Source organism: Pseudomonas sp. NPDC087598, assembly GCF_044743525.1.
Classification (GTDB): domain Bacteria; phylum Pseudomonadota; class Gammaproteobacteria; order Pseudomonadales; family Pseudomonadaceae; genus Aquipseudomonas.
The window spans coordinates 1-23,392 of sequence record NZ_JBIUWQ010000040.1; the positions used below are offsets into that span (position 1 = coordinate 1).

Sequence of the window (23,392 nt, forward strand, 5' to 3'; positions counted from 1 at the left end):
AAAGAGCGCGGTATTACCATTCTGGCGAAAAACACCGCCATCAACTGGAACGGCTACCACATCAACATCGTGGACACCCCGGGCCACGCCGACTTCGGCGGCGAAGTTGAACGCGTAATGTCGATGGTTGACTCCGTTCTGCTGCTGGTTGACGCTCAAGACGGCCCTATGCCGCAAACCCGTTTCGTGACCAAGAAGGCTTTCGAAGCCGGCCTGCGTCCAATCGTGGTAATCAACAAGGTTGACCGTCCAGGCGCGCGTCCGGACTGGGTTCTGGACCAGATCTTCGACCTGTTCGACAACCTCGGTGCGACCGAAGAACAACTGGACTTCCAGGTTGTTTACGCTTCGGCCCTGAACGGCATTGCCGGTCTGGATCACACCGCCATGGGCGAAGACATGACTGCTCTGTACCAGGCAGTTGTTGACCACGTTCCACCTCCGGCCGTTGACCGTGACGGTGCGTTCCAGATGCAGATCTCCGCTCTGGACTACAACAGCTTCCTGGGTGTTATCGGTGTTGGCCGTATCGCTCGTGGTCGCGTCAAGCCGAACACTCCGGTTGTGGCTATCGGTGCCGACGGCAAACGCCGCAACGGCCGTATCCTGAAACTGATGGGTCACCACGGTCTGCACCGCGTTGACGTTGAAGAAGCTGCAGCAGGCGATATCGTTTGCATCAGCGGTATGGACTCGCTGTTCATCTCCGACACTCTGTGCCACCCGGACACTGTCGAGGCGATGAAGCCTCTGACCGTTGACGAGCCAACCGTTTCCATGACCTTCCAGGTAAACGACTCGCCATTCTGCGGTAAAGAAGGCAAGTTCGTGACCTCCCGTAACATCAAGGATCGTCTGGACAAAGAGCTGCTGTACAACGTTGCTCTGAAAGTTGAAGAAGGCGACACCGCTGACAAGTTCAAGGTTTCCGGCCGTGGTGAACTGCACCTCTCGGTACTGATCGAAACCATGCGTCGCGAAGGCTTCGAGCTGGCCCTGGGCCGTCCTGAAGTGATCATTCGTGAAGTTGACGGCGTCAAGCAAGAACCGTTCGAAAACGTGACCATCGACATCCCTGAAGAAGCGCAGGGCAAGGTCATGGAAGAGATGGGTCTGCGTAAGGGCGACCTGAGCAACATGGTGCCGGATGGCAAGGGCCGTGTTCGTCTGGAATACAACATCCCTGCTCGTGGTCTGATCGGTTTCCGTAACCAGTTCCTGACCCTGACCAACGGTGCTGGCATCCTGACCTCGATCTTCGATCGTTACGACACCGTGAAGTCGGGCCACATGTCCGGCCGTCAGAACGGCGTTCTGGTTTCGGTTGAAACCGGCAAGGCGCTGACCTACTCGCTGGAAACCCTGCAGGCTCGTGGCAAGCTGTTCGTAGAACACGGTCAAGAGATCTACAACGGTCAAATCGTTGGTCAGAACAGCCGCGACAACGACCTGGGTGTAAACCCAACCAAAGGCAAGAAGCTCGACAACATGCGTGCTTCGGGTAAAGACGAAACCATCGCTCTGGTTCCACCAGTGAAGTTCACTCTGGAACAAGCTCTGGAATACATCCAGGAAGACGAGCTGTGCGAAGTTACTCCTAAGTCCATCCGTCTTCGCAAGAAGATCCTGGACGAAAGCGAGCGTACCCGCGCTGCCAAGAAAGCCAAGGCGTAAGATTTAGCCAGGCTTAAAAAAACGCCCCCGGTCGCGAGACCGGGGGCGTTTTTGTTTGTCCGGGATTTAACTGAGGTCTTTACGGTGTTTGTGCTGGCCTCTTCGCGAGCAGGCTCGCTCCCACAGGGGAATGCATTTCAATGTGGGAGCGAGCCTGCTCGCGAAGGCGACCGATCAGCCGCCGAAAACTTCAGAGGAGATCAAAACTTCTCGATCGCCCGCGAGTTCTGCACCCGCTCCACTTCCTTAGGCTTGTACGCGCAATACCCCGGCCGTGGACCGATCTTCGGGTGGTTGCGGCAAGTGTCCGGGCGCTTGTCATAAATGGTGCACAGGCGGCTCTTACGATCCAGGTAGTAGCAGTCGTTGTTGCTCATGCGCTGGAGGGTGAAGATCCCCGACTTCTGATTGAAACGCTCGACCAGACCTTCCTTTTGCAGGCGCTTGGCGATGTTCTTCGGCGGATCGCCGAGTTCGAACTCGTCGACCACACCGATGCGCACCAGATCCTTGATCTTCACCTCGACCGGCAGCGTGCAGCAGCTGGAGATGCAGGAACCGCACATCGGGGCCGAATATTTGGCCCACGTATCGAGACGGTCGATCTCGGCGGCGGCAATCAGGTTGGGCTTCATCATCGGGAGTTACCAGGCGTGTGTGCATCAGGGCGCGCGATCATACCGGGACTGGTGGATTTTTGAACAACCTTTCGCCAGATTTTTTCTCGATGCAGGCACATTGCCGGACAATTCGGCACGGCCCCTGCATTCATTAGCCCATACGCCAGGGTAATGCCGGGCCATCTCACCGTCTCAGGAAAAACTGCCGAACCAGAGCCGCTACCGTCGGTCAGACCGTCTAGGCTCAGACAATTCCCCGCTCGCTCGAGGTCCTATCGATGACTCAAGAACCACTAGTTCGCGAAGCAGAGGTGGCCGCATTCCGCGACGCCGTCTTGACCAAACTCACCTACGCGGTGGGCAAAGACCCTGATCACGCCTTCGACCATGACTGGTTCGAAGCCATCGCTTTGGCTGCGCGCGATCACATGGTCGAACACTGGATGGACCACACCCGGCAGATTTACCGCAAAGGCCAGAAACGGGTGTATTACCTCTCGCTGGAGTTTCTCATCGGCCGTTTGCTCTATGACAGCCTGAGCAACCTAGGCCTGCTCGACGTCGCCCGTGAAGCGTTGACCGAACTCGGTGTCGATCTTGAACGCATTCGTTTGCTGGAGCCGGATGCGGCGCTTGGCAACGGTGGCCTCGGCCGCTTGGCGGCGTGCTTCATGGAAAGCATGTCGACCCTCGGCATTGCTGGCCACGGCTACGGCATTCGTTATGAACACGGCTTGTTCCGCCAAGCGATCGTCGACGGCTGGCAGCAAGAACAGACCGAGCACTGGCTGGATTTCGGCAACCCGTGGGAGTTCGAACGGCCAGAAGTCGTTTACAGCATCGGCTTTGGCGGCAGTGTCGAAACCGTCACCGATGCCGGCGGCAAAACCAAACAAGTCTGGTCCCCCGCAGAAACCGTACGCGCAATTGCCTATGACACACCCGTGGTCGGCTGGCGTGGAGCGAGCGTCAACACCTTGCGCCTATGGCGAGCCCGGGCCATGGAAGATTTGCACCTGGAGCGCTTCAATGCCGGTGACCACTTGGGCGCCGTTGCCGAAGTGGCCCGCGCCGAAAGCATTTCCCGCGTGCTTTACCCGGCAGACAGCACTGAAGCGGGGCAGGAACTGCGTCTGCGCCAGGAATACTTCTTCGTTGCCGCCTCCTTGCAGGATTTGCTGCGCCGTCATCGCAACATGCACACCTCGGTGCTGACCCTTGGCGATCACGCGGCGATCCAGCTCAACGACACTCACCCCTCGATTGCCGTGGCAGAACTGATGCGGCAACTGGTCGACGTTTACGACGTGGCTTGGGATGCGGCGTGGCAAGTGACCGTCGATACCCTGTCGTACACCAATCACACGCTGTTGCCGGAAGCACTGGAAACCTGGCCGGTCGGCTTGATGGAACGCATGCTGCCGCGGCACATGCAGATCATCTACCTGATCAACGCCCAGCACATCGATTCGCTGCGGGCCAAGGGCATTCACGATTTCGACGTGCTGCGCGCGGTGTCGCTGATCGAAGAGGACAACGGCCGCCGAGTGCGCATGGGCAACCTCGCGTTCCTCGGTTCGCACAGTGTCAACGGCGTGTCCGGGCTGCATACGCAACTGATGCGCAAGACCGTGTTTGCCGAACTGCACAAGCTCTACCCGGAGCGGATCAATAACAAAACCAACGGCATTACTTTCCGCCGTTGGCTGTTCCAGGCCAACGCCGAACTGACCTCGATGCTGGTCGATTCTCTCGGCCCGGATGTGCTCGATAACCCGGAAGAACGCTTGCTCGATCTCGAACCGTTCGCCGAGAAAACCGCTTTCCGCAAAGCCTTTGCCGAGCAGCGCTTGCACAGCAAAAAAGCCCTGGCCTATCTGATTCACGAACGTCTGGGCATTGCGGTCAATCCGGCGGCGATGTTCGACGTGCAGGTCAAACGGATCCACGAATACAAACGCCAGTTGCTTAACCTGCTGCACACCGTGGCGCTGTATCAGGCCATTCGTGCCGAGCCTGAAGTCGACTGGGTGCCGCGAGTGAAAATCTTCGCCGGTAAAGCGGCGGCGAGTTATCACCAGGCCAAGCTGATCATCAAACTGACCAACGACATCGCCCGGGTGGTGAACAACGATCCGACGGTGCGTGGTTTGCTGAAGGTAGTGTTCCTGCCCAATTACAACGTCAGCCTGGCGGAGAGCATTATTCCGGCGGCGGATTTGTCCGAGCAGATTTCCACCGCCGGGTTCGAAGCGTCGGGTACCAGTAACATGAAGTTCGGTCTCAACGGCGCGCTGACCATCGGCACGCTGGACGGTGCCAACGTGGAAATGTGCGAGCGCATCGGTGCCGAGCACATGTTCATCTTCGGCCTCAGTGCCCAGCAGGTTGAAGCGCGCAAACAGAACCACGAGTTCAGCGCCGCACCGGACATTGCCGCCTCCCATCGGCTGAACGATGTGCTGCAAGCGATCCGCAGCGGGGTGTTCTCGCCGGACGACACGTCGCGCTATACCGGGCTGATCGATTCGCTGGTGGACTACGACCGCTTCCTCGTTTGTGCCGACTTCGATTCGTACTGGGAAGCGCAGAAGCGTGTTGAAGAGCACTGGCACGACAGCAACAACTGGTGGCGTTCGGCGGTGCTCAACACCGCGCGAATGGGCTGGTTCTCGTCTGACCGGACGATTCGCGAGTACGCCACCGACATCTGGAAAGCGCTGGAGTAACTTTCCGCAACAATTGTGCGCAAGGCCCAACGTTTGTTGGGCCGGATCGATATACTGAGCGCCGGTTACCGGCAGCTTCAGTCATCGCATATCACTGAAAGAATTGAACCCTGTGGCGAGGGAATTTATCCCCGATGGACAGCGCAGCTGTCCCAAGATTCTTGGGGCCGCTGCGCACCCCATCGGGGATGAATCCCCTCGCCACAAAGGCTCACTCCTACAGGGGTTTGTGCCTAGACTGATGCAATCGCCGGACTCGCCCCGCCTTGGGGCCGCTTAGGGATATCGACCATGCAATGGATGTTCATGTTGATCGGGCTGGTGCTTGGCTGGCTGCTCGATGAGTCGTTCAGCTCGGCGCTGTTGGGCGCGTTGCTGGGTTTGGCGATCGGGCAGACGCTGCGGATTGCTCGGTTGGGCTCGCAGGCTGCTGAACAACAGCGTCAATTTGAACAGGCGAAAGTCGCCTTGCAGGCCGTCGAGCAGCGTCTGTTTTTGCTGGAAGGCGCGCCGCTCCGTGCGGCACCACCGCCGAGCGCGACAGCGGCCGCCGAGCCAGTCGTCGAACCCGTCAAAGTTGCCGAAGAGGCCCCGCTTCCAGCCCCTGAGTTGGTCTGGGAACTGCCGCTCGAACTCGAACCGATATCCGCCGTCGCCCGGCAAACCGGCCAACCGCTGCCGGACGATGTCTGGCGTCTGGACGCCGTTACGCCTGAACCGCAACCCCGACAACCTGCCGAACCCCGTGGCCCGAACCTTATCGAGCGCGGTATCAGCGCCGCTCGCAACTGGCTGTTCGGCGGCAACACCGTGCTGCGTGTCGGCGTGGTGCTGCTGTTCTTCGGCCTGGCATTCCTGTTGCGCTATGCCACTGAAGGCATGGTTGTGCCGATCGAGTTGCGCTACGCCGGGGTCGCGGCGGCGGCGCTGGGCCTGCTGGCGCTGGGCTGGTGGCTACGACATCGCAACAGCAATTACGCGTTGATGCTGCAAGGCACCGGGATCGCGGTGCTGTACCTGACGGTGTTTGCGGCGATGCGTTTGCATCCGTTGCTTGATCCTTCGGCGGCACTTGGCTTGCTGGTCGCGGTGACGGTGTTCTCGGCGATTCTGGCGATCACCCAAGACTCGCTGGCGCTGGCAGCGGTGGCCGCACTCGGCGGTTTCGCCGCGCCGATTCTGACCTCGACCGGCGCTGGCAACCACGTCGCGCTGTTCAGTTATTTCGCGTTGCTCAACGCCGGCATCCTCGCCATCGCCTGGTTCAAGGCGTGGCGGCTGCTCAACTTGATCGGCTTCGTCGGCACCTTCGGCATCGGTTTCGCCTGGGGCCTGCGTTCGTACACGCCGGAGTTGTTGTGGAGCACCGAGCCGTTCTTGATTCTGTTTTTCCTGATGTACCTCGCCATCGGCCTGCTGTTCGCCCGGCGCAAGTTGCTCGACATGCCCGACGCCCCGGCAGACGGCGACCGTGAGGCGCTGCTGCAGTGGTCGGCGCGCAAGGGCGATTACGTCGACGGGACGATGCTGTTCGGACCGCCGATTGTGGGCTTCGGACTGCAATTCGCGCTGGTTCAGCATCTGGAATTCGCCGCCGCGTTCAGTGCGCTGGCGCTTGGCATGATCTACATGGCGCTGGCCAAGGTGTTGATGGGCGGCCGCGCTGTGCTGCTGGGCGAAACCTGTCTGGCGCTTGGGGTGATTTTCGCCAGCCTGGCGATTCCGCTGGGGCTCGATGCGCGCTGGACGTCGGCGGCGTGGGCGGTGGAAGGTGCAGGGATTTTCTGGCTTGGTTTGCGTCAGCATCGACCGTTCGCCCGGGCCTTTGCCTTGCTGCTGCAACTCGGTTCGGCGCTGGCGTTCCTCAGTCAGTTGCGCGTCGGCGAAAGCAGTTTGCTCGACGCCGCGCCGCTGGGCGCGTTGATGCTAGGCCTGGCGTTGCTGTTCAGCTTCTATCAACTGCGCAAAGCCTCGCCGGAGCAGGCGTCGCCGTGGGAGCGCCAGGGCCTGCCGGTGTTGGCGTGTCTGGGGCTGACTTTCCTTTATCTGTTGGCGCCGCTGTTCTTCTTCGTTCAGGGCACGGCGATCAGTTGGGCGCTGGCAGGTTTAGCGACGTTGTTTGTCGGGCTGCGCCTGCACTCACGCACGTTCCTGTTCACCGCGTTTGCCGTGCAACTGCTCGGCGGCGCGTTGTTCCTGTTGCGTCTGCAAGGCGCGGGTGAGGATTCGGCGGCGGTGTTCAGCGCTGGCTGGAGCGGCTTGCTCAGTGCGTCGCTGATCGGTCTGGCGCTGATCGCCGGCATGTTGCTGGCGGCCCGCGACGAGATGGTGCGCGGCGATGTGCGTCTGCTGCGCGGCTTGTCGGTGGTGCTGTTGGCCGGTCTGGTGCTGATCAATCTGGCGGTGCTGTTCGTGCTGCCGTGGCAGACCGCGAGCGCGGTGTGGGCGGCCAGTGGTTTGCTGATTATCTGGCTGAGTCTGTACCTCAAGCAGCGCGTGAGTTTTGTTTTCGGTCTGCTGTTGCAGTTGATCGGTGGCGCGGCGTTTCTGCTGGCCGGTCCCGAGTTGCTCGGGCCACTGTCCAGCGAAGGACTGAAGCCGTTGGCCCATGGTGGATTCTGGACGCCACTGGTGCTGGGTCTGGCCGCAATGATCGGCGCGTGGCGTCTGCAACTGGGTAATCACGCTTCGGCGTTTGATGCGCTGAGTTTGCAGCGCTTGTCCGAAGTCTTGCTGGTATGGGGCGCCGGTTGGTGGGCACTGGCGTGGTTCAGCGAAGTGATGCGTTTTGCGCCGGTGAATCTGGAAAATTCGCTATTGCTGCTCGTCGCCGCGTTGATGGTCGCGTTGTGGGCGGTGTTGGCATTGCGCCTGAAATGGCCGTCGCTCGGTCTGCTCTGCACCTTGCTGATTCCAGTGGCCGGGCTGGTGTTGCTGGTCTCGTGGCATTCGCGTTATCACCCGGCTGCCAATTTCGGCTGGCTGGCGTGGGCACTGGTATTCGCCGTGCACTTCTTCAGCCTGCGACGGTTGGAATCGATGCTGCCGGCCCGCGCCTTGAGCACTGCGCATGTGCTCGGTTGCTGGCTGTTGATCGGCGTGTTGGCGCTGGAGTTGCGCTACGGCTTGCTGCTGTTGTCCGAGCAATACAACGCCTGGCGCTGGCTGGGCTGGGCGATTCTGCCGAGCCTGTATCTGCTGATGGCGGCCGCGCCGCGTAACTGGCCGTGGCCGGTGGCGGCGTTTTCTCGCGAATACCGTTTGTACGCGGCAGCACCGCTGGCGGTGCTGATGCTCGGCTGGTTCTGGCTGGCCAACGGTGTCAGCGATGGCAACGCCGAACCGCTGCCGTACGTGCCACTGCTCAATCCGCTGGAGCTGGGTCTGCTGTTTGCCTTGTTTGGTGTTTACGTGTGGTCGCGCAGTGCCGTGTCGCAACTGTCGATCCGCCAGGACTACGCCGATTACGCCACGCAACTGATCGCCGGGGTTTCGCTGTTCGCTTTCTGCACGGCATTGGTGACCCGCGCTGCACATCATTGGGCGGGCATTCCGTTCGAACTGGATCAACTGCTGGGGTCGATGCTGGTGCAGGCCGGGTTGTCCATCGTCTGGACGCTGATGGCGCTGGGGCTGATGATCGGCGGGCATCTGCGTCACCGTCGTGAGGTGTGGCTGATCGGCGCGGCGTTGATTGCGCTGGTGGTGGCCAAACTGATTTTTGTCGAACTGAGCAACCGTGGCGGTCTCGCCCGGATCGTCTCGTTTATCGGCGTTGGCGTGTTGCTGCTGGTGGTCGGCTATTTTGCTCCGCTGCCGCCTAAACGCGTCGACGCCGAGCCGGCGGCGGACAAGCCTGTCCCGGAAACCGAAGGAGTTTCATCTTGAGTCGAATGCGAAATCTGGGGTGGTTGGCGTTGGGCGTGGCGATGGCCGCCGGCGCCCAGGAAAAACCGGCGGACTTTGCCACGCAAGTGCCGCTGACGGTGAGCGGCAATGGTCCGTGGTATCGCCTCGAACTGCCACTGAGCGCGCAATTGCAGGCGCGCCAGACCGATCTCAGCGATCTGCGCGTGTTCAACGCCGCCGGTGAAGCGCAGGCCTATGCCCTGGCCCGCGAATCGGCGCAGACCCGCGACGACGGGCAGTTGCATGACGTCAAATGGTTCCCGCTGTACAACGCCGCCGACGCCAGCGAGCGCGCGCCGAACGTGCGCGTGCAATCGACCACCAACGGCACGCTGGTCGAAGTGCAACCGTCCAGTCAGCTGGAGGCCGGTGAAGAAGTGCTGCGTGGCTGGCTGCTTGATGCCAGTGCGATCAAGGCGCCGCTGCAGCAATTGATCCTCGACTGGACCAGCGAGCGCGATGGCTTCCAGCGTTTCAGCATCGAGGCCAGCGACGACTTGCAGCACTGGCAGCCGTGGGGCGCAGGGCAGGTGGCGCGGCTGACCTTTTCCGATGAGCGTATCGAACAGCACGAAGTGACGTTGCCGGGGCAATCCGCACGCTATTTGCGCTTGCTGTGGGAATCGCCGAATTCGGCACCGATCCTGACCTCGGCGCAACTGAAAAGCAGCGACCCGCGCAACGTGCCGCTGCCGTTGGTCTGGTCGCAAGAACTGGCCGGCAGCAGCACCAAGGCTGGCGAATACAGCTGGCAATTGCCGATGGGACTGAACGTCGAGCGGGTGCAGATTGAGTTGAAACAACCGAACAGTCTGGCGCCGGTGACGTTGGCGGGGCGACGCGAGAGCAGCCTGCCGTGGCAGACATTGAGCAGTGGTTTGCTGTACCGCCTGACTCAGAATGGTCAGGACGTGGTGCAGAATGAATTACAGCTTTACGGGCAAACCGTGCAACAACTGAAACTGACGGTCGATGAACGTGGCGGCGGTTTGGGTGAGCAGTCGCCCAGTCTTAAATACGCGGTGCGGGCGACTCAGGTGATCTTTCTCGCACGCGGGGAAGGGCCGTACAGCCTGGCGCTGGGCAATCCGAGTGTGAAAACGGCGAACCTGCCGTTGTCGACGCTGATCCCGGACTTCAAACCGGAGAAACTGGCGGCGCTGGGTAAGGCGACGATTGAAGGTGCGCCAGTGGCCACGCAGACTTCGACGGCAACCACGGCGGCAGTGGCTGAAACCAACTGGAAAAAGATCGGCTTGTGGGCGGTGTTGTTGCTGAGCGTGGTGTTTCTCGGGGCGATGGCGTTCAGCTTGTTGCGCAAGCCTGCTGCCAAATCCTGAAAAGGCGGGTGCTGCGCACCCGATCGCGAGCAGGCTCATTCCTACAGTTGATTGCATTTCTCCAGATGGAATGCGATCCCTGTAGGAGTGAGCCTGCTCGCGATAGCGGTCTCCCAGCCAACAAAAATCCTCAAACTGGCGCTTCACTCAACCACCACCCGTCCCGAACCGGTCTACGCTGAATCCGCTACCTGAACTCTCCACCGACAATCACGTCTCATGCAGGCAAATACACCCCAACGCACGTTACCGGGCGTCTTCGCTCGCTACGTTTTCAGACTCCCTGTAAACTGCGCGGGTTTTTAGCCCCCCATTCCACCGGAGCCGTCCATGTCCCGCGTTACCTTGAGTCGCTATTTGATTGAGCAGACCCGCAGCAACAACACTCCTGCCGATCTGCGCTTCCTGATCGAAGTGGTGGCGCGTGCCTGCAAGGAAATCAGCCACGCCGTGTCCAAAGGCGCCCTGGGTGGTGTTCTGGGCAGCATGGGCACTGAAAACGTGCAAGGCGAAGTGCAGAAGAAACTCGACGTGATCTCCAACGAGATTCTGCTCGAAGCCAACGAATGGGGCGGTCACCTGGCCGGCATGGCGTCCGAAGAAATGGACAACGCCTACCAGATTCCTGGCAAATACCCGAAAGGCGCGTACCTGCTGGTGTTCGACCCACTGGACGGTTCGTCGAACATCGACATCAACGCTCCGGTCGGCACCATCTTCTCGGTACTGCGTTGCCCGAACGAATACCTGAGCCAGAACGAGCCGCTGAACGAAAAAGCCTTCCTGCAGCCAGGCACTCAGCAAGTGGCTGCCGGTTACGCCATCTATGGCCCACAGACCATGCTGGTGCTGACCTTGGGCGACGGCGTCAAAGGCTTCACTCTGGACCGCGAGATGGGCAGCTTCGTCCTGACTCACGAAGACATCACCATTCCTGAATCCACCCAGGAATTCGCCATCAACATGTCCAACCAGCGTCACTGGGAAGCCCCGGTACAACGTTACGTTGGCGAATTGCTGGCCGGCGAAGAAGGTCCGCTGAAGAAAAACTACAACATGCGTTGGGTCGCGGCGATGGTTGCCGACGTTCACCGCATCCTGACCCGTGGCGGTCTGTTCATGTACCCACGCGACAGCCGTGAGCCATCCAAGCCAGGCAAACTGCGTCTGATGTACGAAGCCAACCCGATGTCGTTCCTCGTGGAGCAGGCGGGCGGCGCGTCCACCGACGGTCACCAGCGCATCCTCGACATTCAGCCGGAAGGCCTGCACCAGCGTGTAGCGGTGTTCCTCGGTTCAAAAGAAGAAGTTGCACGCGCTACGGCTTACCACAAGGAATAAACCATGAACGCGCCCTGGCAGCCGTTGCTCGATTGGTGGTTCGGACACGCCGAATCACCCGACGAGATATCGGCTGACAAGGGCAAGTTGTGGTTCGGCAAGCGAGACAGCCAAGACCTCGAAGCGCGTGAGCGTTTCGGGGTCTTTGTCGATCAGGCCCTGGCCGGCGAATTGACCGAGTGGACGCAACGTCCCGAAGGTTGGCTGGCAGTGGTGCTGTTGCTTGATCAACTGCCGCGAATGATCTTTCGCGATACCCCCAAGGCTTTTTCCGGTGATCTGCGTGCGCAGAAGCTTGTTGCGCAAGGCATTGCTGCAGATTTTGATCGGCAGTTAAAACCAATTCAGCGGGTATTCATTTATCTGGTGTTTGAACACTGCGAAAACCTCGCGGTGCAGAACGAAGCGGTTTCGCGATTCATCGATCTGGTGGCTGAGCAGCCGGAAGCGCAGCGGGCAGTGTTTGCCGACAATCTGGACTATGCCGAGCGGCATCAGAAAGTGATTGCCAGGTTTGGCCGGTTTCCGCATCGCAATGCGGTGTTGGGGCGGGAATCTACCACTGAGGAGTTGGTGTTTCTCGGTCAGCCTGGATCAAGATTTTAGTTTGCTCAAATTAATGTGCCGGGCTGAGTCCAGTTCATCTAGCTCCAGAAAAATGTCTTCAGCGTTTGTATAGTTTCCGCGATCGATTTCTTCGCTACCCAGCGCAAGAATTGCCAAGAATGTAATTTGATCTGGATGAACACCATTGTGGTTCTTGTTCATCTGGCAAAACTCCTGATGTTTGTATTGAAGGCATTCTGCGTCATGGAGGCCGTCTTCGCGAGCAGGCTCGCTCCCACAGGTTTGTTCGGTGTTTACACAATTTGTGTTCCACCACAAAACACTGTGGGAGCGAGCCTGCTCGCGAAGAGGCCTGTGGCAGCGTCTTAAATCCTGAAGCTGCCGACCAACTGCTTGAGACGCGCCGCCTGCTGCTCCAGATCCGAACAAGCCCGCAACGTCGCCTGCAAGTTCTCCACACCTTCTTGATTCAACGTGTTGATCTCGTTGATGTCGACGTTGATCGACTCGACCACAGCGGTCTGTTCTTCGGTTGCAGTGGCCACCGACTGGTTCATCCCGTCGATTTCGCCGATGCGCTGGGTCACGCTGCCCAAACGTTCGCCGGCCTGATTGGCGATGCCGACGCTACTTTCGCTCTCGCGCTGGCTCTCGGTCATGATGCTTACCGCCTGACGCGCGCCGACTTGCAGCTCTTCGATCATCTTCTGCACTTGCTGCGCCGAATCCTGAGTGCGGTGCGCGAGGTTGCGGACTTCGTCGGCGACCACGGCGAAACCACGGCCAGCCTCACCGGCGCGCGCGGCTTCGATCGCGGCGTTCAGCGCCAGCAGGTTGGTCTGCTGCGAGATGCTGGTGATCACTTCCAGAATCTGACCGATGTTCACGGTGTTGCTGTTCAGGGTTTCGATGTTGCCGCACGAATCGCTGATCTTCGCCGACAGCTGTTGCATCGCGTGGATGGTTTTATCCACAACCTGCTGACCGTCGACCGCCAGGCTGCGCGCATCGCTGGAATGCTGCGAGGCGAGGGCGGCATTCTGGGCGATTTCCTGGGCGGCGGCGCCGAGCTGGTTGATCGCCGCCGCGACGCTGTTGGTGCGGGTCGCTTGCTGATCGGAGTTGTACATCGACGAGTTCGAGGCCGCGACCACGCGCAGGGCGACTTCGTTGACTTGCCCGGTGGCCGAGGACACTTCGCGGATCGAGGTGTGAATACGCTCGACGAAACGGTTGAACGAAGTGCCCAGCGCGCCGAATTCGTCGTTGCCGTGAATCACCAGACGCTTGGTCAGGTCGCCTTCACCTTCGGCGATGTCATGCATGGCACGGCCCATGGTCAGCAGCGGTTGCATCAGTACGCGGATCAGCATGCCGAGCAGGGCGATGATGATCACCACGGCAATGACCATGGCGATCAGCGCCGAGGTGCGGAATTCGCTGAGCATCGAGAACGCGGTGTCTTTGTCCAGCACCAGCGCCACGTACCAGTCGGCCGACGGCACGCCGTTGACGCGGGTAAAGGAGATCAATTGAGTCTTGCCGTCGAACTCGACTTCTTTCAGACCCGGGCTGACTTTCGGCGCGCCGTTGGGGTAGGCCTCGGCGAGGGTCTTGAGCACCAGTTTGCTGTCCGGGTGGATCAGGATTTTACCGTCGGCGCTGACGATGAACGCGTGGCCATGGCCGCCGAAGTTCAGCGAGTTGATGATCGCGCTGACACTGGTCAGGTCGATGTCGGCACCGGCCACACCAATCATCTGGCCCTGGCGCTGTACCGGAGTGGCGACGGTGATCACCAGTTTGCCCGACGAGGCGGCAATGTACGGCTCGGTGACGATGGTCTGCTGCGCGCTGTTGGCCGCTTTGTACCAGCCACGGGCACGTGGATCGTAATCCGGCGCGCGGTTGCCGGCGGGCACAGAGAACATCACGCCGTCAGCCCCGCCGAAGTAGCTCAGCTGGAAATTGCCGGTGTAGGCGGGCAGGTCGATGATGCGTTTCAGGCTGGCCGGTGCGTTACCGTCGGCAGCGACTTGCTGGGACAGCGATTGCAGCAATTGAATGCGGCTTTCCAGCCAGGTCTGGATATTGCTGGTGGTCAGGCTGCCCAGCTCCTGCATCGAGGCTTCGGTGCTGCTGCTCAGGGCTTCGCGTTGTCGATAGTCGTTGAAGAAAATGAAACAGGCGAACGCAACGGCCACCACGAGGGCGGCAGCCAACAAGATCTTGTGGCTGAATTTCATGTTTCTGGTCATCGAATGAACTACCGCGAAGGGGCTGGTCAAGAAAGGGCGGCAATTTGCCACACTCGGGGGCTTTGCGCTGCTCTTATTTCGACCGCGGCGCGCCAAAGATTAGGCGTCTTTTATGAAATGCGACGAAATGCTCAATAGCCCTACAAAGTGTCTGATTTACCGACAAATGCCGGACGAGTGGAGGGATAAATAGCCCTCGGTCGAGGGAACCAGATGAGGGTTTTCTCTTCTAAGCTTCTGGTTGGCACCATGCCATCCCCCCTCGTTCCAGGAGTTACACCATGTCGCTGCGATCCCTCGCCCTGCTGTCGTTTTGCGTGCTGTTGGCCGCATGCAGCAAGGTCAATCAGGAAAACTACTCGAAACTGTCTGCCGGCATGGCCAAGGCCGAAGTGGAAACGTTGCTCGGCAAACCGGCCGATTGTTCCGGTGCGCTCGGCATGTCCAGTTGCACCTGGGGCGACAAGAACAGCTTTATCAGCGTGCAGTACGCCGGTGACAAAGTGCTGATGTTTTCCGGCCAAGGCCTGAAGTAAACCGGGGCTTCGCGCCCACGGAGAAGAAAAATGAAGCGGTTATTGCTAATCCTTTTTGCTGGCCTGGTACTGGCCGGCTGCGCCAGTTCCGGCGTAGATCCGTTGGCGCCGAAGACCGTCAACAGCGTCAATCTCAAGCGTTACCAGGGCACCTGGTATGAACTGGCGCGTCTGCCGATGTACTTCCAGCGCAATTGCGCGCAATCCGAAGCCCGCTACACCCTCAAGCCCGATGGCAACGTTGCGGTGTTCAATCGCTGCATAACCACGGACTGGCAGTGGGAAGAGGTCAAAGGCACGGCTTATCCACAGGTGCCGGGCAAGACCGACAAGTTGTGGGTCGAATTCGATACCTGGTTCTCGCGGTTGATTCCGGGTGTGGCGAAGGGCGAATACTGGGTGCTGTACGTCAGCGACGACTACAAGACCGCCATTGTCGGCGATCCAAGTCGCAAGTACTTGTGGCTGCTGTCGCGTACGCCGACCGTCAACGGTGTGGTACGTGAGGAGCTGCTGAGCAAGGCGCGGCAACAGGGTTACGACACCACGCGACTGATCTGGCGAGCCTCGGATCGGCAGATGGCAAAGACTTCTAATTAAGCATCGCCACCCATCGAAATGTGGGAGCGAGCCTGCTCGCGAAGAGGGTGTGTCAGTCGACGAATATGTTGACGGATACAGCGCTTTCGCGAGCAGGCTCACTCCTACATTTGGTTATGTGTCAGCCTAAAAGGTCGCGCAGAACTTGGGTGAAGGCGCGAGCGCTGTCCTCTTCCCCGGCATGCCGGCCATCGCGCACCACCCACTGGCCGTTGACCAGCACGTCACGCACCTGACGATCCCCGCCAGCAAACAACCAGCGATTCAAAATTCCGTCACCACTGGCGGTCGCCAGATACGGATCGTTGCCATCGAGCACAATCCAGTCGGCACGCTTGCCGACTTCCAGCGCACCAATCGGCTGCCCCAATGCCTGAGCACCACCGTCCAGCGCCGCGTCGTACAGCGTACGGCCGACCATCGGCTGATCCGCGCCATACAAACGGTTACGCCGCTGATCACGCAGACGCTGACCGTATTCCAGCCAACGCAACTCCTCGACCACGCTGAGCGACACATGACTGTCGGAACCGATGCCCATGCGTCCGCCCTGAGCGAGGAAATCCACGGCCGGGAAAATCCCGTCGCCCAGATTCGCTTCGGTGGTCAGGCACAGCCCGGCAATGGCGCGACTCTTGGCCATCAGCGTGACTTCTTCCGGGTTGGCGTGGGTGGCGTGCACCAGGCACCAGCGCTGATCGACTTCGGTGTTTTCATAGAGCCATTGCAGTGGGCGACGACCACTCCAGCTCAGGCAATCGTCGACTTCCTTTTGCTGTTCGGCGATGTGGATGTGCACCGGGCATTGCTTGTCGCTGGCTGCCAGCACTTCGCTGATCTGCTGCGGAGTGACTGCGCGCAACGAGTGGAAGCACAGACCCAGTGATTGCGCCTTTTGCTGCGCCAGTAATGGCTGCAAGCGCGATTGCAGATTCAGATAGTTTTCGGTGCTGTTGATAAAACGGCGTTGGCCGTCATTGGGTGTCTGGCCGCCGAAACCGGAGTGGCTGTAAAGCACCGGCAGCAGGGTCAGACCGATGCCGCTTTCGCTGGCGGCCTGGCTGATGCGCAACGCCAGTTCGGCCGGATCCGCATACGGCTGGCCGTTGCTGTCATGGTGCACGTAATGGAATTCGGCGACCGATGTGTAACCGGCCTTGAGCATTTCGATGTAGAGCTGACGGGCGATGACGCCGAGTTGATCCGGACTGATTTTTCCGACGAGCCGATACATCAGATCGCGCCAGGTCCAGAAACTGTCGTTCGGGTTGCCGGCCACTTCAGCCAGTCCGGCCATTGCGCGCTGGAAGGCGTGGGAGTGCAGGTTGGGCATCCCCGGCAGCAACGGACCGCTCAACCGTTCGGCGCCATCTGCGGTGGAATCGGCCTGGATTTGGGTCAGCAGGCCATCGGCGCTGACCTCAAGACGTACATTGTTGGCCCATCCGTTAGGCAGCAGCGCGCGTTCGGCAAAGAAAGCGGACATGGTTCAGCACCCCATCGTGTGTTATTTGTATATACATATACAGACGTTTGCCTGCCCGGTAAACTCCGGCAAGCTAGCAACCTCTACCGACGAACAAGGATCAACCGTGCCGACTCCGCCTCCAGTTTCCCCGTTGGCCGCGAACATGGGCGACAGTCCGGCGCCCTTGTATGCCCGCGTCAAACAGATGATCACCCAGCAGATCGACAGCGGTAACTGGCCGCCGCACTACCGCGTGCCGTCGGAGAGCGAGCTGGTCAATCAGCTTGGTTTCAGCCGCATGACCATCAACCGTGCATTGCGTGAGATGACCGCCGACGGTCTGCTGGTTCGTATGCAAGGTGTCGGTACGTTCGTCGCCGAGCCGAAGAGCCAGTCTGCCTTGTTCGAAGTGCACAACATTGCCGACGAAATCGCCTCACGCGGTCACCGCCATACTTGTACGGTCATCACCCTCGAAGAAGAGGCCGCCGGTTCCGAGCGCGCCCTGGCGCTGGACATGCGTGAAGGGCAGAAGGTTTTCCACTCGCTGATCGTGCATTACGAAAACGACATTCCGGTGCAAATCGAAGACCGCTTCGTCAACGCGCTGGTCGCCCCGGAATACCTCAAGCAGGACTTCACCCTGCAAACGCCATACGCCTATCTGAACCAGGTCGCGCCGCTGACCGAAGGCGAGCATGTGGTCGAGGCGATTCTTGCCGAGCCGTCCGAGTGCAAGTTGCTGCAGATCGAGAAAGGCGAGCCTTGCCTGTTGATCCGTCGCCGTACCTGGTCGGGTCGCCAGCCTGTTACCGCTGCGCGTTTGATTCACCCCGGTTCTCGTCATCGTCTGGAAGGACGCTTTCATAAATGAGCAGTGAAGTGAAAGTTTTACGCGCCGAAGGCTACCCGCGCATGCCGTGGAAAAACGGCGGCGGCAGCACTGAAGAAATCACCCGTGACGCGGGTGCCGGTCTGGATGGTTTCGGCTGGCGGCTGTCGATTGCCGACATCGCCGAGTCAGGCGGCTTCTCCACATTCGCCGGTTACCAGCGCGTGATCACCGTATTGCAAGGCGATGGCATGACCTTGTGTGTCGACGGTGACGATACTCGTCCGTTGTTACCGCTGGACCCATTCGCTTTCAGTGGCGAGAGCCAGGTGTCGTGCACGCTGCTCGGTGGCGCGATCCGCGACTTCAACCTGATCTACGCGCCGCAGCGTTATCGCGCGCGGTTGCAGTGGCTGGACGGCGAACAGCGGTTTTTCAGTTCGGCATCGACCGTGTTGGTGTTCAGTGTCAGTGAACTGCTGCAAGTGAAGGTCGGTGACAGCGCTGCGCAACTTGGCCGGCATGATTGCCTGCAACTGGACGGTAACACCGCACTGGTTGAAGTCACCACCAATGCCGCTTGCTGCGTGATCGAACTGACGGCTCGCTGATTCCTGGATTCTGCAAAACCCCTGTGGCGAGGGAGCTTGCTCCCGCTGGGCTGCGAAGCGGCCCCAAAATCGGTACATGCCGAAATTGGGAGTCCTCCGGCCTCCAGCGGGAGCAAGCTCCCTCGCCACAAGTGCATTCACACTTCTTGTTTCTTCGGTGCACCAACTTGTTACCGAACGCCCCAGCGTGACGCAAAACCACGGCCACGTAACAACCATCAGCCTTCCGCAAAATCCCTCACGAAAAATTTCATCAACGCCAGAACCCTTGTTTCAGGCGCTCTCCAGCCCTGTCCGCGATTTTTCTTGAACACCCCTTCAACAAGTTGGCCGCTTGATTGCATATGCTTGTATGTACAAGTAAAGACGTATGCGTATAAGTCCGCAGCGTCCACTGATTCGCTTGTCGCGCATTGAAGCGCACAGGCTGCTTGCCCACTGCCAGGGTTGGTTTGAATTGATCGCTGAGGAGTCTTTTTCGTGACTGACAATAAGCCTACTAAATACCGCAACGTCGAGATCCGCGCTGCCCGCGGCAACAAGCTGACCGCCAAGAGCTGGCTGACCGAAGCGCCGCTGCGGATGCTGATGAACAACCTCGACCCGGAAGTCGCCGAGAACCCTAAAGAACTGGTGGTCTACGGTGGTATCGGTCGCGCCGCGCGTAACTGGGAATGCTACGACAAGATCGTCGAGAGCCTGACCAACCTGAACGACGACGAGACCCTGCTGGTGCAATCCGGCAAGCCGGTCGGCGTGTTCAAGACTCACAGCAATGCCCCGCGCGTACTGATCGCCAACTCCAACCTGGTTCCACACTGGGCGAGCTGGGAACACTTCAACGAACTCGACGCCAAAGGCCTGGCCATGTACGGCCAGATGACCGCCGGCAGCTGGATCTATATCGGCAGCCAGGGCATCGTCCAGGGCACCTACGAAACATTCGTTGAAGCCGGTCGCCAGCACTACAACGACAACCTCACCGGCAAGTGGGTCCTCACCGCCGGTCTGGGTGGCATGGGTGGCGCACAACCTCTGGCTGCAACCCTGGCCGGCGCTTGCTCGCTGAACATCGAATGCCAGCAGGTCAGTATCGATTTCCGCCTGAAGAGCCGTTACGTCGACGAGCAAGCCAAAGACCTCGACGACGCCTTGGCGCGCATCGACAAATACACCAAAGAAGGCAAAGCGATCTCCATCGCGCTGCTGGGTAACGCGGCAGAAATCCTTCCGGAACTGGTCAAGCGCGGCGTGCGCCCGGACATGGTCACCGACCAGACCAGCGCCCACGATCCATTGAACGGTTACCTGCCAGCCGGCTGGACCTGGGACGAATACCGTGCCCGCGCCAAGACCGAGCCGGCCGCTGTGATCAAAGCCGCCAAACAGTCGATGGCCGTGCACGTCAAAGCCATGCTGGAATTCCAGAAGCAGGGCATTCCGACCTTCGACTACGGCAACAACATCCGTCAGATGGCGCAGGAAGAAGGCGTCGAAAACGCGTTCGATTTCCCGGGCTTCGTACCAGCCTACATCCGTCCGCTGTTCTGCCGTGGCATTGGCCCGTTCCGTTGGGCGGCACTGTCGGGTGATCCGCAAGACATCTACAAGACCGACGCCAAGGTCAAAGAACTGATCCCGGACGATGCCCACCTGCATAACTGGCTGGACATGGCCCGCGAGCGCATCAGCTTCCAAGGCCTGCCGGCACGTATCTGCTGGGTTGGCCTGGGCCTGCGCGCCAAGCTCGGTCTGGCGTTCAACGAAATGGTCCGCAGCGGCGAGCTGTCGGCGCCCATCGTGATCGGTCGCGACCACCTCGACTCCGGCTCGGTGGCAAGCCCGAACCGTGAAACCGAATCGATGCAGGACGGTTCCGACGCAGTCTCCGACTGGCCACTGCTCAACGCTCTGCTCAACACCGCGAGCGGCGCGACCTGGGTTTCCCTGCACCACGGCGGCGGCGTCGGCATGGGCTTCTCGCAGCACTCGGGCATGGTGATTGTCTGCGACGGTACTGACGAAGCGGCCGAGCGTATCGCACGCGTGCTGCACAACGACCCGGCCACCGGCGTCATGCGTCACGCCGATGCCGGTTACCAGATCGCCATCGACTGCGCCAAGGAGCAGGGCCTGAACCTGCCGATGATTACCGGTCAATAAACGCAAAACCCCTGTAGGAGTGAGCTGCTCGCGATGAGGCCGGCCCATTCAGCAAATGTGCTGACTGACACACCGCAATCGCGAGCAGGCTCACTCCTACAAAAGCCAAAACAAGAACAAAACCCGGAACAATCCACAGAGGTTGAATCATGGCTGTTAACACCGATCGTGCAGGCAACAAACCGTTGATCGAAAGGCGTTCGATCGACTACATCCCGGAAGCGGAAAGACACGGTCGTCTGTTTAGCCAGTTCACCCTGTGGATGGGTGCCAACCTGCAAATCACTGCAATTGTCACCGGGGCCCTGGCCGTGGTGCTGGGCGGTGATGTGTTCTGGTCGTTGATCGGTCTGTTGATCGGTCAACTGCTCGGCGGCGGGGTGATGGCGCTGCATGCGGCGCAAGGGCCGAAGCTCGGTCTGCCGCAGATGATTTCCAGCCGTGTGCAGTTCGGGGTTTATGGCGCGGCCATTCCGATCGTGCTGGTGTGCCTGATGTATTTGGGTTTCACCGCCACCGGCACGGTACTTTCCGGTCAGGCGCTGGGCCAGTTGTTTGGCGTCAGCGACACCGTGGGTATCCTGCTGTTCGCCAGTGTCATTGTGGTGGTCACGGTGCTCGGTTATCGGGTGATCCACTGGATCGGCCGTGTCGCCAGTGTCGTTGGTGTGATCGCCTTCGTTTATCTGTTCAGCCGGCTGATCAGTCAGGTTGATGTGGGCGCACTCCTGCAGATCCGTCACTTCAGCTGGAGCAGCTTCCTGCTCGCGGTATCGCTTGCCGCGTCGTGGCAGATCGCTTTCGGCCCTTACGTGGCTGATTATTCCCGTTACCTGCCGAGCAAGACCTCGGCGGTAAAAACCTTCTTCGCCGCCGGTGCAGGCTCCGTGGTTGGCGCACAAGTGGCGATGATTCTCGGCGTGTTCGCCGCAGCGTCCTCCAACGGCCAGTTCGCCGGTCATGAGGTTGCTTACATCGTTGGTCTGGGCGGCGCCGGTGCCACCGCTGCGCTGCTGTACTTCAGCATCGCGTTCGGCAAGGTGACCATCTCGACGCTGAACTCCTACGGCAGTTTCATGTGCATCGCGACCATCATCAGCGGCTTCCGTGGCCACTTGCAGGTCTCGCGTTTGCAGCGTCTGGTCTTCGTACTGTTCATCGTTGGCGCAGCAACCCTGATTGCCTTGCTCGGTCAGCACTCTTTCCTCGGTGCGTTCAAGTCTTTCATCCTGTTCCTGCTCGCATTCTTCACACCGTGGAGTGCGATCAACCTGGTGGACTACTACTGCATCACCCGTGAGCGCTACGACGTGCCGGCGCTGGCCGATCCGAACGGTCGCTACGGCCGCTGGAACATCCTCGGGATCAGCGTCTATGTGTTCGGCGTGCTGGTGCAGCTGCCGTTCATCTCCACCAAGTTCTACACCGGTCCGCTGGTGGCAGCGCTGGGTGATGTGGATATCTCCTGGATCATCGGTCTGGTGTTGCCGGCCGTCGTCTACTACGTGTGCGCGAAAAAATGGCACAGCGCGGTACCTGATCAGCTGATTCTGCCGGTCGAGCAGAACAGCCATGCACAACCTGAAAAAAGCGGGGCCAGTCGCGTAGCGGCGCAGGCCTGATTGGACGTGGACAGGGCTGGATGCCTCTTGACTGCCGTAAGCCCAATTCATGATTAGGAGCGTCACGACAATGAAATCGAACAAGACCCTGCTGACCGCATTGCTTTCCATGGGCCTGCTTGCCAGTGCCGGCGCCACTCAGGCCGCCGGCTGGTGCGAATCGGGCAAACCGGTGAAATTCGCCGGGCTGAACTGGGAAAGCGGCATGCTGCTGACCGACGTGCTGCAAGTGGTGCTGGAAAAAGGTTACGACTGCAAGACCGACAGCCTGCCAGGCAACTCCATCACCATGGAAAACGCCCTGAGCAGCAACGATATTCAAGTGTTCGCCGAAGAGTGGGTCGGCCGCAGCGAAGTCTGGAACAAGGCCGAGAAGGCCGGCAAGGTTGTTGGTGTCGGCGCTCCGGTGGTTGGCGCGGTGGAAGGCTGGTACGTGCCGCGTTACGTGATCGAAGGCGACGCCAAGCGCAAGCTGGAACCGAAAGCCCCGGACCTGAAAAACATCGCTGACCTAGGCAAATACTCCGCTGTGTTCAAGGACGCCGAAGAACCATCCAAGGGCCGTTTCTACAACTGCCCGGCCGGCTGGACCTGCGAGCTGGACAACAGCGAAATGCTCAAAAGCTACGGTCTGGAAAACAGCTACACCAACTTCCGTCCGGGCACCGGCCCGGCACTCGATGCGGCGGTACTGTCGAGCTACAAGCGTGGCGAACCGATCCTGTTCTACTACTGGTCGCCAACCCCGCTGATGGGCCAGGTCGATCTGGTCAAGCTTGAAGAAAAACCGGGCGTCGACAAGAGCGTAAGCATCAAGGTCGGTCTGTCGAAAACCTTCCACGAACAAGCGCCGGAGCTGGTGGCCGTGCTGGAAAAGGTCAACTTGCCGATCGACCTGCTGAACCAGAACCTGGGACGCATGGCGAAGGAACGTATCGAGTCGCCAAAACTGGCGAAAATCTTCCTCAAGGAACATCCTGAGGTCTGGCACGCGTGGGTCAGTGACGACGCAGCCAAGAAAATCGACGCGGCGCTGTAGGTCGATACCTCCCGGCTAACCGTGAGGCTGGCCGGGAGATATGCCGTAATCGCTTGATTGAGATTTCTGATTGAGAGCCGCTT

At 59.8% G+C, this 23,392-nt stretch carries 17 protein-coding genes and 1 pseudogene; 13 read left to right on the forward strand and 5 right to left on the reverse strand.

Annotation, left to right across the window (positions count from 1 at the left end):
• Positions 1-1,674 (forward strand): translational GTPase TypA (gene typA / locus ACIOWE_RS20260; protein WP_401395015.1); only part of this gene is annotated, 1,674 nt, incomplete at its 5' end.
• A 200-nt stretch (positions 1,675-1,874) separates the two neighbouring features.
• Here the strand turns inward: typA and ACIOWE_RS20265 are convergent.
• Positions 1,875-2,312, reverse strand: coding sequence for a YkgJ family cysteine cluster protein (locus ACIOWE_RS20265; protein ID WP_401395018.1), 438 nt, complete (start codon positions 2,310-2,312; stop codon positions 1,875-1,877).
• A gap of 260 nt (positions 2,313-2,572) precedes the next feature.
• On the opposite strand from ACIOWE_RS20265, the gene ACIOWE_RS20270 reads away from it, so the two are divergent.
• The 5 genes from ACIOWE_RS20270 (at position 2,573) to ACIOWE_RS20290 (ending at position 12,219) form a co-directional block, all read left to right on the forward strand.
• Positions 2,573-5,023, forward strand: a complete 2,451-nt coding sequence (locus ACIOWE_RS20270; RefSeq protein WP_401395021.1) for a glycogen/starch/alpha-glucan phosphorylase — start codon at positions 2,573-2,575, stop codon at positions 5,021-5,023.
• A 291-nt stretch (positions 5,024-5,314) separates the two neighbouring features.
• Complete coding sequence (locus tag ACIOWE_RS20275; RefSeq protein WP_401395024.1) at positions 5,315-8,911, forward strand: DUF2339 domain-containing protein; 3,597 nt, start codon at positions 5,315-5,317, stop codon at positions 8,909-8,911.
• A complete protein-coding gene (locus tag ACIOWE_RS20280) occupies positions 8,908-10,272 on the forward strand; it encodes a DUF3999 domain-containing protein (RefSeq protein WP_401395027.1) in 1,365 nt (454 codons plus the stop codon). Before ACIOWE_RS20275 ends, ACIOWE_RS20280 begins: the two co-directional genes overlap by 4 nt.
• Positions 10,273-10,602: 330 nt before the next feature.
• On the forward strand, positions 10,603-11,613 hold the full coding sequence (locus tag ACIOWE_RS20285) for a class 1 fructose-bisphosphatase (RefSeq protein WP_007909265.1): 1,011 nt from the start codon (positions 10,603-10,605) through the stop codon (positions 11,611-11,613).
• 3 nt (positions 11,614-11,616) lie between these two features.
• A complete protein-coding gene (locus tag ACIOWE_RS20290) occupies positions 11,617-12,219 on the forward strand; it encodes a DUF924 family protein (RefSeq protein ID WP_401395030.1) in 603 nt (200 codons plus the stop codon).
• Here ACIOWE_RS20290 and ACIOWE_RS20295 read toward each other — a convergent pair.
• From ACIOWE_RS20295 to ACIOWE_RS20305, 3 genes and pseudogenes are all read right to left on the reverse strand, one after another.
• The gene (locus ACIOWE_RS20295; protein WP_201232003.1) at positions 12,208-12,381 is read right to left on the reverse strand and encodes a hypothetical protein; all 174 of its coding nucleotides are present in this window, start codon (positions 12,379-12,381) and stop codon (positions 12,208-12,210) included. The genes ACIOWE_RS20290 and ACIOWE_RS20295 overlap by 12 nt on opposite strands.
• 164 nt (positions 12,382-12,545) lie before the next feature.
• On the reverse strand, positions 12,546-13,310 hold the full coding sequence (locus ACIOWE_RS20300) for a methyl-accepting chemotaxis protein (RefSeq protein ID WP_371917810.1): 765 nt from the start codon (positions 13,308-13,310) through the stop codon (positions 12,546-12,548).
• A gap of 93 nt (positions 13,311-13,403) precedes the next feature.
• Positions 13,404-14,438 (reverse strand): annotated as a pseudogene (locus ACIOWE_RS20305) (cache domain-containing protein); the annotation flags it as partial.
• Between the two features lie 281 nt (positions 14,439-14,719).
• Between ACIOWE_RS20305 and ACIOWE_RS20310 the strand changes: the two are divergent.
• Together ACIOWE_RS20310 and ACIOWE_RS20315 are read left to right on the forward strand one after the other, a co-directional pair.
• On the forward strand, positions 14,720-14,974 hold the full coding sequence (locus ACIOWE_RS20310; RefSeq protein WP_201232005.1) for a hypothetical protein: 255 nt from the start codon (positions 14,720-14,722) through the stop codon (positions 14,972-14,974).
• Positions 14,975-15,004: 30 nt separating this feature from the next.
• The gene (locus tag ACIOWE_RS20315) at positions 15,005-15,574 is read left to right on the forward strand and encodes a lipocalin family protein (protein WP_401395034.1); all 570 of its coding nucleotides are present in this window, start codon (positions 15,005-15,007) and stop codon (positions 15,572-15,574) included.
• Between the two features lie 121 nt (positions 15,575-15,695).
• Here ACIOWE_RS20315 and ACIOWE_RS20320 read toward each other — a convergent pair whose 3' ends face one another.
• Entirely contained in the window at positions 15,696-17,060 is a 1,365-nt protein-coding gene (locus tag ACIOWE_RS20320; RefSeq protein WP_401395037.1) for a formimidoylglutamate deiminase, read from the reverse strand.
• A gap of 145 nt (positions 17,061-17,205) precedes the next feature.
• On the opposite strand from ACIOWE_RS20320, the gene hutC reads away from it, so the two are divergent.
• From hutC to ACIOWE_RS20345, 5 genes are all read left to right on the forward strand, one after another.
• The gene (gene hutC / locus ACIOWE_RS20325; RefSeq protein ID WP_166218791.1) at positions 17,206-17,916 is read left to right on the forward strand and encodes a histidine utilization repressor; all 711 of its coding nucleotides are present in this window, start codon (positions 17,206-17,208) and stop codon (positions 17,914-17,916) included.
• On the forward strand, positions 17,913-18,485 hold the full coding sequence (locus ACIOWE_RS20330) for a HutD family protein (RefSeq protein WP_401395040.1): 573 nt from the start codon (positions 17,913-17,915) through the stop codon (positions 18,483-18,485). Before hutC ends, ACIOWE_RS20330 begins: the two co-directional genes overlap by 4 nt.
• Before the next feature lie 480 nt (positions 18,486-18,965).
• Positions 18,966-20,648 carry a urocanate hydratase gene (hutU, locus tag ACIOWE_RS20335; protein ID WP_401395043.1) on the forward strand — a complete coding sequence of 561 codons (1,683 nt, stop codon included), beginning with the start codon at positions 18,966-18,968 and terminating at the stop codon, positions 20,646-20,648.
• Between the two features lie 149 nt (positions 20,649-20,797).
• Positions 20,798-22,270, forward strand: coding sequence for a purine-cytosine permease family protein (locus tag ACIOWE_RS20340; protein WP_401395046.1), 1,473 nt, complete (start codon positions 20,798-20,800; stop codon positions 22,268-22,270).
• A gap of 70 nt (positions 22,271-22,340) precedes the next feature.
• Positions 22,341-23,309 carry an ABC transporter substrate-binding protein gene (locus tag ACIOWE_RS20345; protein ID WP_201147600.1) on the forward strand — a complete coding sequence of 323 codons (969 nt, stop codon included), beginning with the start codon at positions 22,341-22,343 and terminating at the stop codon, positions 23,307-23,309.
• Positions 23,310-23,392 lie beyond the last annotated feature (83 nt).